The sequence below is a fragment of the Fibrobacter sp. genome (genome assembly GCA_017503015.1).
Lineage (GTDB): Bacteria > Fibrobacterota > Fibrobacteria > Fibrobacterales > Fibrobacteraceae > Fibrobacter.
Window position 1 is genome coordinate 1 of record JAFVTX010000058.1, and the last position, 13,182, is coordinate 13,182.

The window sequence follows — 13,182 nt, forward strand, 5'->3', positions numbered from 1 at the left end:
GTTGCGGAGACTCTTATTGAATACCGCCAACACTCTGACAACGCAACGCACATCGGAAAATCACCTGCAGGTGTTTTCCAAAAAATCAAGTGGCGGTTTGATTTAGCAAGAGCACTCTTTTCAAGTATGTAGTGTGAAATGTGTAATGTGAAATTCCTCATTACACACTTCACATTCCACATTACACGTTAGACATTGCCTGCACCACTTTTCCCCAGCCGACCTGCACAAAGGCTCCAGCCCGTACCAGGTTGCCCTGAGCTTCTTCGTATTCTTTAAGAATGCGGTTGTATTCTGAGACATCCCGGCGGAACTTCACGTCTTTGTGGATGCGTTTTAGGAGCATGTCCTGTTTCCACTGGGCTGCGGCGGAAAGTTTTTGGCAGGAGATATCTAGGGCGTCCAGGTAGGCGGGGAGGGCTTCCAGGAATTCTTTTTCAAACTCCTTGGCGACATTCTTGGCCTGCAAAACCAAATTTTTCTGGATGATGGCGTTCTTGCGGATTTCGCTCATGAGTCGCACGATGCGCTCGTAGTCCACTTGGGGCCAGATGAGGCTGAAGGGCCACATCTTTTTCCAGTGGAACTTGAACATGGACTCGTGGGCGGTGTTCTTGGCCCGCAGGAGTTCCTTCAAGTTCTCGAAGATGATCTGGGAGGGGATTTTTGTCTTTTCGGATTCGTTTGCCATCGCCTCCAATATAAAAAGGTTCTCTCTGTAAAATTGCTCTTTTTGGGGGAGATTTCCTTTTTTTTACGGAAATAGTCCCCTTTTTTGACCTTTTTTTCAAAAAATGTCTTCTTTTTTGCAAATTAAGAATTAAATTCTACTAAAACCGTTCTATCAAGAAGGATTTTATATGAACAATCAAAAATTCAAGATTCTGGCCATCGTGGATGCGGTCCTTATCGTGGTCCTCATTGTGGTCATGATGATTCTCAAGGGTAATTACAACGATCAGGCCCAGGCTTCTGTTAAGGAGCAGGTAGGTGCCTATCAGGAAAAGGCCAACGGAATGCTTCAGGAGCAGTGGAAATCCATGGACCAGTACGGCATGGCCTGGAAGCTGGTGTATGCGACCCTTACGGGAGACAAGTCCGAGGCCAGTTTCGATGCCGCCGTCAAGGCCATCGAGGGCGACAAGGATGCCCGCCTGAAACAGCTTTCTTACATGTACACTGCTGCAGGTATCCCGGACAAGGTCCAGAACGATATTAACGAAAAGGGCGGCCTTGCCGACAAGTTCCTGCTGAAGGATGAAGGCGGCGTGAAGGAAGTGGCCTGCGGCAAGAATTGCACCCTCAGCTTTACCTTTGTAAAGGGCAAGCTCAAGGACAGCGATTACAAGGTCCTGGTGGAATACAACATGGACGAAGCCTTTAAACTGGAAGCTCCTGCGGCTTTCCACTTTGAATAAGGAGATTTAGGATGAATATCAAGAACATTGCAATCGTTTTGACGGTCCTGGTGGTGGCCATTGCCGCCATGCTCTTTATGCAGAAGGGAAACTACGTAACCCAGGCGACGGAACATTACACCAAGACCACGGGCAACAGCTTCAAGGGTTCCAGCAAGATTATCGAGTATGTGAACTCTACCGCTGGCACCACCAAAATGCTGTGGGCGCTGACCTGCGATGCAGTGCAGGGGGCAAAGACTTCCCAGGACATGGCTAAGCTGGAAGGCAAGTATTTCCCGGCTACCAAGGGTTCCAATAGCATTTCCCAGAAGACCCGTCGCTTTGAACCGACTGCGGCCTACTACATCGTCACGACCTTCGACAAGGTGGATGTGGACAAGAAGACCGACCTGAAGACCCTTGCCGGTCTCAAGTCCATTGACGTCGGTGCTTTGCTTGGCGATGCAACTATCGCTGCCGCCGTTGCTGAAGAAGAGGAAGGTGAGGAAGGCGAGGAATAGTTGCCGCCTCTGCAAGGGCATCTTCTTGACTCTCAACGAGTTAGAAAATAACACCAAACGACCCGCCCTGCGGGCCGTTTTTTAGTTATGAATGCGCCTTGCCCAGGCAAGGCTTTTAGGTTTGGACATTGAGTTAAAATATGGCGCCGAAGGCGCGATTATAAAAGCTCATAGCTCAAAGCGAGTGAAACGAGCGACCTCATACCTCATACCTATTTTCTATCTTTCCCCTCGTAAAAATCAAACCGAGGTTTATAATGCTCATTCTTCGTGGTACGCCGGCTCTGTCGGATTTCCGTCTCCAGAAACTTTCTTCCGATTTCAAGAGCGCAGGCCTTTCTGTCGCTTCTGTTTACGCTGAATTCCTGCACGTGGTGGACCTGTCCGCCGAACTCTCCGATGCAGAAACTGAAACGCTCAAGAAGGTGCTGCATTACGGTCCGGCCCGCGAACCCAAGGCTCTCGAAGGCGAACTCTTCGTGGTATGCCCGCGTCCGGGTACGATTAGCCCGTGGAGCTCCAAGGCGACCGATATCGCTCACATCTGCGGCCTTCCGGCCATCAAGCGCATCGAACGCGCAATCGCTTACTATGTGAAGTTCGAAGGTTCTGTGCCTGCCGGTGCCCGCGAAAAAATCTCGGCCAAGATTCACGATCGCATGACCCAGGCCGTTTTCGCCGACACCGCATCCCTCGAAGTCTTGTTCAGCAAAGAAGAACCGCGTCCGCTGAACGTGATTCCGGTGCTTACCGAAGGTCGCGACGCCCTCGTAAAAGCAGATAAAGAAATGGGCCTCGCTCTCTCTCCGGATGAAATCGATTACCTGGTGAAGAACTTCACCGAACTCAAGCGCAACCCCACCGACGTGGAACTCTACATGTTCGCGCAGGCCAACTCGGAGCACTGCCGCCACAAGGTGTTCGGTGCCGAATGGACCATCGACGGCGTCAAACAGGACAAGTCCCTGTTCCAGATGATCAAGAACACCTACCAGCTCCACAACTCAAACATCTTTAGTGCCTACAAGGACAACGCCGCTGTGATGAAGGGCGCTGTCGCTGGCCGCTACTACGCCGACCCGCGCAACAACAAGTACGACTTCCACAACGAAGAAGTCGACATCCTCATGAAGGTCGAGACCCACAACCACCCGACGGCCATTTCTCCGTTCCCAGGTGCCGCTACCGGTAGTGGTGGCGAAATCCGTGACGAAGGTGCCACGGGTAAGGGTTCCAAGCCGAAGGCCGGTCTCACAGGCTTCAGCGTTTCGAACTTGAAACTGCCGGGTGCAGTCCAACCTTGGGAAAAGGACTTTGGTAGCCCGTCCCGTATTGCTTCTGCCCTCGACATTATGATTGAAGGCCCGCTGGGTGGCGCCGCGTTCAACAACGAATACGGCCGTCCGAACATTCTCGGTTACTTCCGTACTTTCGAACAGGAAGTCGATGCCCAGAACGGCAAGGAAGTCCGCGGTTACCACAAGCCGATTATGTTGGCAGGCGGTCTTGGTAACATCAAGCATGAACATATCGAAAAGGGCCACATCGACCCAGGTGACCACCTGATTGTGCTCGGCGGTCCGGCCATGCTCATCGGTCTCGGTGGTGGTGCTGCTAGCTCCGTGCAGAACGGTGCCGGTAACGAATCTTTGGACTTTGCGTCTGTGCAGCGTGAAAACCCCGAAATGGAACGCCGCTGCCAGGAAGTCATCGACCGCTGCTGGGCGATGGACGAAGAAAACCCGATTACCTTCATTCACGACGTGGGTGCAGGTGGACTTTCTAACGCCTTCCCGGAACTGGTGAACGATGGCGGCCTCGGCGGTAAGTTTGAACTGCGCAATGTGCCGAACGATGAACCGGGCATGAGCCCCTTCGAAATCTGGAGTAACGAATCCCAGGAACGCTATGTGATTGCAATCGCAGGCGACAAGCTCGACGTGTTCGACGCCATTTGTAAGCGTGAACGCTGCCCGTACGCCGTGGTGGGCGAGGCGATTCCTGAAAAGCACCTGACCCTTACCGACAAGCATTTCGGTACGACTCCGATTGACATGCCGCTGGGTGTGCTCCTTGGCAAGCCGCCCCGCATGATCCGTAACGAAAAGAGCCAGAAGCGCCCGCTCAATTCCACGGTGGTTCCGGCCGATGCAACTATCAAGGACGTGGCTCACCGCGTGCTTGCAAACCCCACCGTCGCCGACAAGACGTTCCTCATTTCTATCGGTGACCGTTCTGTGACGGGTATGATTTGTCGTGACCAGATGGTTGGTCCGTGGCAGGTGCCGGTCGCCGACTGCGCCGTGACCTCTGCAACGCTCGATACTTACGAAGGCGAAGTCATGAGCATGGGCGAACGCGCCCCGGTTGCCCTCATTTCTCCGGCTGCCGCTGCCCGCATGACGGTGGCTGAATCCCTTACCAACATGGCTGCCGCTTGCGTGCCTGATATGGGCCGCGTGAACTTGTCCGCAAACTGGATGGCTACGCCGAACTACGAAGGCGATGGCGCCGACTTGTACGAAGCTGTGAAGTCCATCGGTATGGAACTCTGCCCGGAACTTGGCATCACGATTCCGGTGGGCAAGGACTCCATGAGCATGAGCACCGTGTGGTCTGACGCTCAGGGTAGCCACCGCGTGACCGCTCCGATTTCGCTTGTGATTAGTGCCTTTGCTCCTTGCGCCGATGTGCGCAAGACGCTTACCCCGCAGCTCTTGCAATGTAAGGATTCTACGCTCGTTCTCGTGGACCTTGCTCGCGGCAAGAACCGTATGGGCGCCTCCATCGCCGCTCAGGTTTACTGCAACCTCGGTGACAAGGCTCCGGATGTGGACAGCGCCAAGGAACTCCGCGCCTTCTTCGAAACCATCCAGAAGCTCAATGCGGCTGGCAAGATTATGGCCTACCACGACAAGAGCGATGGCGGCCTCTACACGACTCTCGCCGAAATGGCATTCGCAGGTCACGTGGGCGTGACGGTGAAGGCCGATGCCCTCAAGGGTAACCTCATCGACGCATTGTTCAACGAAGAACTTGGTGCCGTGCTCCAGGTGAAGAATGCTGACCTCGCGGCCGTTCGCGACGCATTTGCTGCTGCAGGTCTCGGCGATACGGTTTCTGAAATTGCAACGCTCAACGATACTTATAACTTGGTCATCGGCGACTACGCCGAAGGCCTCTCGGATCTTCGCGCCATCTGGAGCGACACGACCCGCCGCATCGCGGCTCTCCGCGATAACCCGGATTGTGCCGAAAGCGAATACAAGCTCAAGCTGGAACAGGACAATCCAGGTATCACGCCGAAGGTCACCTTCGACGTGGCGGCGTCCGCAAAGATTATCAAGGACTACGCAAGCCGCCCGAAGATGGCAATACTCCGTGAGCAGGGCGTGAACGGCGAGCTGGAAATGGCTGCCGCCTTCCAGAAGGCCGGCTTCGAATCCATCGACGTTCACATGACTGACATTCTCGAAGGCCGCGTAAGCCTCAAGGACTTCAACGGTCTCGTGGCTTGCGGTGGCTTCAGCTACGGTGACGTTCTCGGTGCTGGCGAAGGCTGGGCCAAGAGCATCCTCTTCAACCCGAAGGCCCGTGCCGAATTTGAGGCTTACTTTAACCGCAAGGACACCTTCACGCTCGGCGTCTGCAACGGCTGCCAGATGGTCTCTAACCTCAAGGACTTGATTCCGGGTGCCAAGCACTGGCCGCGCTTCGTGCAGAACCTCTCCGAACGCTTCGAAGCCCGCTTCTGCACGCTCAAGGTCGAAGACACTCCGGCAGTGCTCCTCAAGGGCATGGCAGGCTCCGTACTCCCGATTGCGGTGGCACACGGCGAAGGCCGCGCGGAATTCGCTAGTCGGGTCGCCGCCGAGGAATGCTTAAAAACTGGTCTCGTGGCGTTGCGTTACGTGGACGGCAAGCACGAATACACCGAACGCTACCCGCTGAACCCCAACGGCTCTCCGTTTGGCATCAACGGCCTCTGCTCCGAAGATGGCCGCGCCCTCGTGATGATGCCGCACCCGGAACGCGTGTTCCGTACCTGCCAGTACTCCTGGCACCCGGCGGACTGGGGCGAAGACGGTCCGTGGATGCAGCTCTTCCGCAACGGCAGAATCTTCGTAGCCGAAAAAGGCTAATGCCGAATTGTAATTAAAGTAAGGCCTAATGAAATATGTGAGAATCCCCGTTTCTCGGGGATTTTTTATATTTGAATAAAATAAAAGAGGGGAATTTATGCGCAATGTTCTTTTTTTGCTCATAGCGGTGGGCTTTTGTTTCAATAATGCCCTTGCTCAGGACACAGTCCGTTTTAAGAACGGCAAAGAAATCCAAGTAAAAATCCTGGAAATGACCGAGGAAGTGGTCAGTTACAAGAAATGGAGCTACCTGGAAGGTCCGACCATTAACGCTCCTATGTCCAAGGTGGTGAGCATTACTTATGCCAACGGGGAAACGGAAGTCTTTGACGAAACAGCGGCGGCTGAAGCGGCTCCTGCAGCGGTCCCGGCTCCTGCTCCTGTCGCCGAGCCAGCCCCTGCTCCCGTTGCAGAACCAGCTCCTGTTGTTGAGCCTGTGCCTGCCGCTGAACCAGCTCCTGTTGTAGAACCTGTGCCTGTCGCTGAACCTGCTCCCGAACCGGTGGTTGCGCCAGCTCCTGTTGAACAAGAAGCCCCTGTCGAAGAGCCTGCACCTGTGGTAAAAAAGAAGAAGAAACGCCCAGTCGTAGTTGCTGAAGAGGAGCCTGCTGAAGAAGAAGAGGAAACTCCTAAAAAGAAAAAGATATCGCCTTTTGATAATCCAGAATCGGTTTGGTATCAAGCTTCCAAAAATGGGTTTAGTGTTTGGGCTCAACCATTGGGATTTGTTTTGTGGGGCCCCATGATTGGCGTCGGGTATCGCAGTGGCACGTCGTTCCTGTTCGATGTTCATTTGAGATTACCGCAGTTTGGTTTTGCCTATGGAGCGGTTTCTGATGATCCCGATGATATGGCTGGTTTTGCGATAGGGGTCCAATTCAGGATGCTTGTTCCCAAGAGTAACGGAGGTTGGGTCTTGGGATCTTTCTTTGATTTTGGAAAGACCAATGCATTGTATAGAAAAGGGCAACTTAGGGAAGAGGAAGAGGGATGGAGTACTTTTGTTGCCGGTGTAAGCGGCGGTTACAGGTTCCAGTTTAACCACCATCTTTATTTGGATATGGGCCTTATGGCGGGAACCATTTTTGTGTCTGACCAGGATTGGCGTTATTCCAATCCCGAAAATTCCTACTATTCAAGTGACTACAATGATTCTTACGAAGGCTATATTATGGCTTTTGGTATGGTCATTTTATCGTTGGGAATCGAGTTCTAAACAGGCTTATACAGGAGAGAATATGAAAAAAGCAATTTGGCTGCTTGCTGTGTTATTTATGTTTTTTCTTAGCGCCTGCAGCGTAGAACCGACAGATTCGAATTACAAAGCGAACTCGGATTCTGATTACGATTCGGATGATTACCGTTCGGATGATGATTGGGGCGAGTATTCGGATTATTCAAATAACGAAAATTCGATAAAAAAATGGAACTGGACTCGTGATGATTGTGAGTCTTTTGGTGGCGTGATAACTTCTACGGGAGGTTGCTATCTAGCCTGTTCGTCCGATGACGATTGCCCAGAGGACTCGGAGTGCTGGGGAGGAACCTGGAGTTACCATTATTGCCAATCGAAAGTGTCAACGTATGGAGTGCCGTCCTCATGCACTACAGGATATGGGGATATTTCAGAAGGATATGATGAATCCTGCAATTTGTCCTGTGATTTGGCCTATGGAGATTTACAGTGCCCTCCGAATTTTAGGTGCGCTGAAACATACGGTGTTGAACGTTATGGCCTTGCTCACGATGGTTTCTGTACGGGCTACGTAGAAAACTCGGGTGGTGGAGGTTCGGGATATTGCTCTGGCTGCGGTGGAATTTTCTGTTCTGGGGATTGTATCGGTTGCCCCGGGTGCTAGGCCATAAATTAATACGGGTAATTCTTTGAATTCCTTTCAAAACGCCGCCTGAAAAAGAGGCGTTTTTTTTGCTTTGAAGTCGCATTCCTGTGATATGGAATATTCCATTTTGTCCTATTTGTATCATAAAAAACTGTGAAAATGATTGTAAAATTATTGAAATGTGTCGATTTTTGTGAAAAATCTTCATTTTTGTATCGTAATAATGTTGCGAAATCCCTCAAAAAAGTATATATTTATACCTGTATGAAACCTGTGATGGAATACCAGAATTTTCGCGTTTTTATACGCGACTTCTATACCGAGCGGAAGGACCGTTCAGGGTTTACCTGGCGCGACTTTGCCCGGGATGCCGGGTATTCCTCTCCGGTGTTTTTGAAGCTTGTCTGCGACGGCAAGGCGAACCTGAGCGATGTGGGGCTGGAACGCACCGCTGCCGCCATGGGCCTTACCGGCGTGGACCTCCAGTATTTTAGGGAACTGGTGGCATTCAACCAGTCCAAGGATTCTGCCGCCAAAAAGCATTCCTTTGCTGCCATGCGGAAAATGGCCCGGGAAAACAACCGGGAAATTATCGGCGAAGACCAGTACGACTATTTCCAGTCTTGGCAGAACCCGGTACTGCGTGAAATGGCACCCAACATGCCCGGAGCGACCCCGGCCCAGATGGCGGGCAAGTTGGCTTTTGATGGCGAGACGGCCAACGTCAAAAAGTCCCTGGCCCTGTTGCAGAAGACGGGCCTTTTGGAAAAAGATGCGAAGGGTGCTTTCAAGCAGAACAGCAAGGCTATTTCTACGGGTAACCTGGACGTTGCCTCCCTTTCGGTGCGGGAAATGCACCGCCAGATGGGGGAGCTTGCGGTGCGAGCCCTGGACGAGATTCCCGTGAAGGAACGGGACATTTCGGGCCTTACCCTCGGGCTTTCCGAAGAGGCTTTCCAGCGGGTGTCCATGGAAATCGAGGCTTTCCGCCGGCGCATTGCGGCAATTGCCCTGGAAGATTCCCATACGGACAAGGTTTACCGCTTGAACATGCAGCTTTTCCCGTTGACCAAGAATTTTGGTGCCGACAACAGAGAAAACCGTAATACGCAAAAGGGGGCGCAAGATGAATAAGTTCTACTTGACAGCCTTTGCGGGTCTCCTTTTTGCCGCCCTTGCCTGGGTGGGCTGCTCCGATAACGAAGTGGCCGGCGGCGTCAGCGAAGAGACCAACACCATTGCAGGTATTTTGGTAGACAAGAAGGGTGCTCCTGTAGTAAGCGCCATGGTCTATTGCAAGTCCGTTGAGGCAGATACGGTCACCTCTTCTGACGAGACGGATTCCAAGGGCAAGTTCAGCCTGCCCGTAAAACGTTTCGGCAACTATGGAATTTCGGCTACCGTAGATTCCCTGGCTTATTACGAAGTGGTGGAATTCAAAGGCAAGGATGTGGAACTGAATACGGCAACGCTTAAGGAAACTGCCGATGTTTCGGGCCGTGTCATGCTTCGTCAAGATTCTACGGCGGCGGGCATCCTGGTCCGCATACCCGGTTCTTCCTGGACCGCGACGACGGATTCTTTGGGCTTCTACAAGCTTGAAGGTGTGCCCGCGGGTAAAACAACCTTGCAGGTAGTTCCCGCAGATCTGACCCGTTTTGTGAGGGTGGAACATGAGGTGAATGTAGGCGCTCTGGCCGGTGCAAGTGGTATAGATTTTGTGATGCTTCCGCTCTCTATGGAATACGGCCTTCGCAGCTGGTGGGCCTTTAGTGCCGTCGGTAATGAGGGTCCCGTGGATTTCGTGAATGACTCCAGGTCCTGGACCGCGGGCATGAAGCTCTATGGCAATCCTGAATGGGGTGGATTTGTCAGTTATGACGAAACTTCGAACGTTGTCGGTGCGGTTCATTTCAAGGGGGCTTCCCAGTTTGGCGTGGTAGAAGACGATAGGGGAATTCTGGATAGTGCGACCGGATTTGCTGTTGAAGTGGTTCTGCATGTGGACAAGATCTTGGATACGGCGGCCACGTACCGCAAGAACCTGGTGGGCAAGCTGGGATTTGGTTCCGAAGATGACCAGAATGTGTTCAGTCTTGCGGTGGTCAAGGGTGAATGCAGTGCAGACAAGCCCAGTTTCGCCTTCTTCATGGCAGACGGTTCCGGCGATAGCCTTTCTTGCAAGAACGCCGTGGTGAGCAAGAACGCATTGGCATTCGGTAAGCGCTATTACCTGATGGCCACCTGGAACGGCAATGCGGTATCCCTGTACGAGAACGGCAAGAAGGTGGGGGAGACCGATGTGCAGTTCGAAAAGATTTTGCCTTCCGAGGAATCCATCTTTGTGGGCAAGGAGTCCCTGGAGTTCAGCCTGGAAGACCTTCGGATTTCCGTGGAACCCTTGAACGAAGCCGATGCGGAATTCCGCAACAAGAGCCATGAAATTGAAACTCTTTTTCTAGGAACCAATTTTCAAGGAACCATCTAACAGCAGGAGGACACCATGATCGAGATGAATGCAAATCAAGAAACGGCCTGCTTTGAAGTGAACGAGCACGGTCGTATCCTTTCGGGGAACAGGCGTTTTTGCCGGATGTTCGGTTTCGACGAAAACGAAATCCGCTGGCACTACCTGAACGACCTGTACCGTTACCACAAGGACTTTGTGGCCTTTCTTTCGGGGACGGACGCAATGAACTGCAACTTTGTCGCCAAGATGCGAACCCGCAAGGGCCGCAGTTTCAAGTGCAGCATCACCCGAGAGGCGGTGCAGGATGCCTATGGCAAGGTTCGTTTCCGCAGTACGGTCCGTAAGATGGTGGCCGGTGAGGCAACAGCTACGGCTCCTGCTATAGAGAATGTGGCCCCGTCGTCCGTGGTGTTCCTTGCCAAGTGTGCCCATTGTGGCTGTCAGATTCCCGTGGCCCGTGCCCGGGGTGTCAAACTGTCCACCCTCTGTAGCGATTGCGCCCGCAAGGTCTACCCCGAGGTGTACGAGCTGAAGACTGCCCAAGTTTAACAATCATAGAACCCATAAGCCCGGATTTGCACTGCTACGCATTTCCGGGCTTTTTTATATTTTCTGTGTCAAAGCGAGGTTTTATGCAGTCCTGGACCGAAATCAAGAACATTCAGAACCCCTCCGAAGAACAACAGCTGGAGGCCATTGGCCTTAACTGGTATGCCATTAGTTTAATTGAAAATCCCTCGGAAAAAGTCCAACTGGCCGCTTTCGAAAAGAATGTTCAGGCCATTTTGTACGTGAAGGGCGGTCCTTGTAATGCTTTGGTTGATGCCTTGAATTCCGTCTCCGAAGAGGCGATGGCAGCGGCGGTGAAGGCTGACCCGAACATCTTCAAGTTTGTTCACAATCCGGACCTGCTTCGTGCCGCTGTCCGTGAAGACTGGAAAGTGGTCCGCCAGATCAAGGATGCGGGAGACGACCTGTGGGCAGAGGCTGTTCGGGTGAGCGCCGACGCCTTGAAGTATGTCAGCAACCCGGGGGAGAAGGTCATGCTTGCCGCCCTGGAGCGGGACTGGAAACTCCTTCAGGACATTGAACGCCCCTCCGCCGCCATGGTGGCTGCCGCTGTGAAGCAGGATTACCACGCTTTGGAATTTGTGAGCATCAAGCGCCGTACGGAGCCTGTACAGCTCGCTGCTGTCCACGCTGACCCTCGCTGTATCCAGTTCCTTGAACGGGCCAGCGAGGCTGTCCAGATGGAAGCCGTCAAAAAAGACAAGTCGGTGTTTGGCCTAATAAAGCACCCGACTCCTGCTGTCGTAGATTACTGTAAGTAGTTCTCAGATTACTTCTTGAAGGCTTTCAGAACCGCAGCAGCCTTGCCGAATTGCTGCTTCACGGACTTGGGACCGGTACCGCCTTCGATGTTACGGCGGCTTACGCTGTATTCGAAGGTGAGGGTCTTCTTCATCTGACCCACATTCGGGACGCCGGCGGCTTCCCAGGCCTCGTCGCTGAGGTCCGTGAATTCGAGGCCTTGGCGGGCGGCTTCGCCGACCAGGCTACCGACCACGTGGTGGGCGTCGCGGAACGGCACGCCGGATTCGACCAGCAAGTCAGCGAGGTCGGTAGCCAGCAGCGCCGGCAGCATCTTTGCGTGCATCTTGTCGAAGTTAAAGCGTGCACTTTCCAAGGCCTCTTTCATGACGCGGAGAATCACCTTCACGTTATGGACGGAGTCGAATACCGGTTCCTTGTCTTCTTGCAGGTCGCGGCTGTAGCTGAGCGGGGCTCCCTTCACCAGCGTGTAAAGCGCGCTGAAGTTACCGAGCATGCGACCGGACTTTCCGCGGATGAGTTCCATGGAATCCGGGTTCTTCTTCTGCGGCATCATCGAGGATCCGCTAGAGAAGGCGTCGTGCAGGGTGAGGTAGCCGAATTCGCTGGTGCTCCAGTTCACAAAGTCTTCGGCGTAGCGGCTCATGGTGTTCGCGATAATCGCGAGGTCCGCTTCGAATTCCAGCATCATGTCGCGGTGGCTCACGGCGTCGATGCTGTTGGGGCTCACGCCGTTGAATCCGAGTTCCTTCGCCACCAAAGCGCGGTGGTACGGGAATGCGGAGCCTGCCATGGCGCCGCTACCCAGCGGAAGTTCGCTATGCAGTTCCAAAAAGTTGTCGAGGCGCTTCACGTCGCGGCTCACGGCAAAGAACATGCTCATCAGGTAATGGCTGAAGTAGATGGGCTGTGCCTGCTGCAGGTGCGTGTAGCCCGGCATCATCTTGCCGAAGTATTTCTTGGCGAGGTCCAGCACCGTTTCCATCAAAGAAACTTCGAGAGCGCGGATTTCGGCGGCGCGGTGGCGCATGTAAAGCTTGAAGTCCGTGCAGACCTGGTCGTTACGGCTGCGGCCCGTGTGAATCTTCTTGCCGAGGGCACCGATGCGTTCGGTGAGCACCCGTTCCACGGCCATGTGGATGTCTTCGTCGGATTCCTGCCAAAGATTCTTGCCAGCCTTGTAGTCCTTGAGAATGCTCTCGAGGCCATCGCAAATCTTCTTGTATTCCGCCTTGCTGAGCACGCCGGATTCTACCAGGCCCTTGCCGTGGCCGATGCTTCCTTCGATGTCTTCTTCGATGAGTTCGGCGTCAAATTGCAGGCTGAAGCTCAGGTCCACCATGCTCTGCGCCATGCCGCTAGCAAAACGGCCGGTCCACATGTTGGTCTGGGTGCCTTTTTTAGCAGAATCTTTCTTTGCAGATTTTTTTGTGCTGATCCTAGCCATTTTCAAGTCCTTTTTCTTTTTACAAAAGC

At 53.3% G+C, this 13,182-nt stretch carries 11 protein-coding genes; 9 read left to right on the forward strand and 2 right to left on the reverse strand.

Going from position 1 to position 13,182, the window contains the following annotated elements:
- Positions 1–181: 181 nt before the first annotated feature.
- Entirely contained in the window at positions 182–691 is a 510-nt protein-coding gene (locus IKB43_10875) for a hypothetical protein (protein ID MBR2470629.1), read from the reverse strand.
- Between the two features lie 169 nt (positions 692–860).
- Here IKB43_10875 and IKB43_10880 point away from each other — a divergent pair, with 169 nt between their 5' ends.
- The 9 genes from IKB43_10880 to IKB43_10920 all read left to right on the forward strand — a co-directional run bounded on the left by IKB43_10880 (position 861) and on the right by IKB43_10920 (position 11,705).
- On the forward strand, positions 861–1,418 hold the full coding sequence (locus IKB43_10880; protein MBR2470630.1) for a hypothetical protein: 558 nt from the start codon (positions 861–863) through the stop codon (positions 1,416–1,418).
- Positions 1,419–1,429: 11 nt separating this feature from the next.
- On the forward strand, positions 1,430–1,921 hold the full coding sequence (locus IKB43_10885; GenBank protein ID MBR2470631.1) for a hypothetical protein: 492 nt from the start codon (positions 1,430–1,432) through the stop codon (positions 1,919–1,921).
- 257 nt (positions 1,922–2,178) lie between these two features.
- Positions 2,179–6,063, forward strand: coding sequence for a phosphoribosylformylglycinamidine synthase (gene purL, locus IKB43_10890; protein MBR2470632.1), 3,885 nt, complete (start codon positions 2,179–2,181; stop codon positions 6,061–6,063).
- Positions 6,064–6,160: 97 nt separating this feature from the next.
- A complete protein-coding gene (locus IKB43_10895; GenBank protein ID MBR2470633.1) occupies positions 6,161–7,279 on the forward strand; it encodes a hypothetical protein in 1,119 nt (372 codons plus the stop codon).
- A gap of 22 nt (positions 7,280–7,301) precedes the next feature.
- A complete protein-coding gene (locus IKB43_10900) occupies positions 7,302–7,922 on the forward strand; it encodes a hypothetical protein (GenBank protein ID MBR2470634.1) in 621 nt (206 codons plus the stop codon).
- Between the two features lie 246 nt (positions 7,923–8,168).
- Positions 8,169–9,038 (forward strand): TIGR02147 family protein, encoded by an 870-nt coding sequence (locus tag IKB43_10905; protein MBR2470635.1) that lies wholly within the window; start codon positions 8,169–8,171, stop codon positions 9,036–9,038.
- Positions 9,031–10,392, forward strand: coding sequence for a carboxypeptidase regulatory-like domain-containing protein (locus IKB43_10910; protein ID MBR2470636.1), 1,362 nt, complete (start codon positions 9,031–9,033; stop codon positions 10,390–10,392). Before IKB43_10905 ends, IKB43_10910 begins: the two co-directional genes overlap by 8 nt.
- A 15-nt stretch (positions 10,393–10,407) precedes the next feature.
- Positions 10,408–10,923, forward strand: a complete 516-nt coding sequence (locus IKB43_10915; GenBank protein MBR2470637.1) for a PAS domain-containing protein — start codon at positions 10,408–10,410, stop codon at positions 10,921–10,923.
- Between the two features lie 83 nt (positions 10,924–11,006).
- Positions 11,007–11,705 (forward strand): hypothetical protein, encoded by a 699-nt coding sequence (locus IKB43_10920; GenBank protein MBR2470638.1) that lies wholly within the window; start codon positions 11,007–11,009, stop codon positions 11,703–11,705.
- An 8-nt stretch (positions 11,706–11,713) separates the two neighbouring features.
- Here IKB43_10920 and argH read toward each other — a convergent pair whose 3' ends face one another.
- Positions 11,714–13,153 (reverse strand): argininosuccinate lyase, encoded by a 1,440-nt coding sequence (gene argH, locus IKB43_10925; protein MBR2470639.1) that lies wholly within the window; start codon positions 13,151–13,153, stop codon positions 11,714–11,716.
- Between the last annotated feature and the right edge of the window lie 29 nt (positions 13,154–13,182).

Bases quoted from the DNA above. Each gene is read 5' to 3' on its own strand.
- IKB43_10875 (MBR2470629.1), bottom strand. From the start codon at position 691: ATGGCAAACGAATCCGAAAAGACAAAAATCCCCTCCCAGATCATCTTC.
- IKB43_10880 (MBR2470630.1), top strand. From the start codon at position 861: ATGAACAATCAAAAATTCAAGATTCTGGCCATCGTGGATGCGGTCCTT.
- IKB43_10885 (MBR2470631.1), top strand. From the start codon at position 1,430: ATGAATATCAAGAACATTGCAATCGTTTTGACGGTCCTGGTGGTGGCC.
- purL (MBR2470632.1), top strand. From the start codon at position 2,179: ATGCTCATTCTTCGTGGTACGCCGGCTCTGTCGGATTTCCGTCTCCAG.
- IKB43_10895 (MBR2470633.1), top strand. From the start codon at position 6,161: ATGCGCAATGTTCTTTTTTTGCTCATAGCGGTGGGCTTTTGTTTCAAT.
- IKB43_10900 (MBR2470634.1), top strand. From the start codon at position 7,302: ATGAAAAAAGCAATTTGGCTGCTTGCTGTGTTATTTATGTTTTTTCTT.
- IKB43_10905 (MBR2470635.1), top strand. From the start codon at position 8,169: ATGAAACCTGTGATGGAATACCAGAATTTTCGCGTTTTTATACGCGAC.
- IKB43_10910 (MBR2470636.1), top strand. From the start codon at position 9,031: ATGAATAAGTTCTACTTGACAGCCTTTGCGGGTCTCCTTTTTGCCGCC.
- IKB43_10915 (MBR2470637.1), top strand. From the start codon at position 10,408: ATGATCGAGATGAATGCAAATCAAGAAACGGCCTGCTTTGAAGTGAAC.
- IKB43_10920 (MBR2470638.1), top strand. From the start codon at position 11,007: ATGCAGTCCTGGACCGAAATCAAGAACATTCAGAACCCCTCCGAAGAA.
- argH (MBR2470639.1), bottom strand. From the start codon at position 13,153: ATGGCTAGGATCAGCACAAAAAAATCTGCAAAGAAAGATTCTGCTAAA.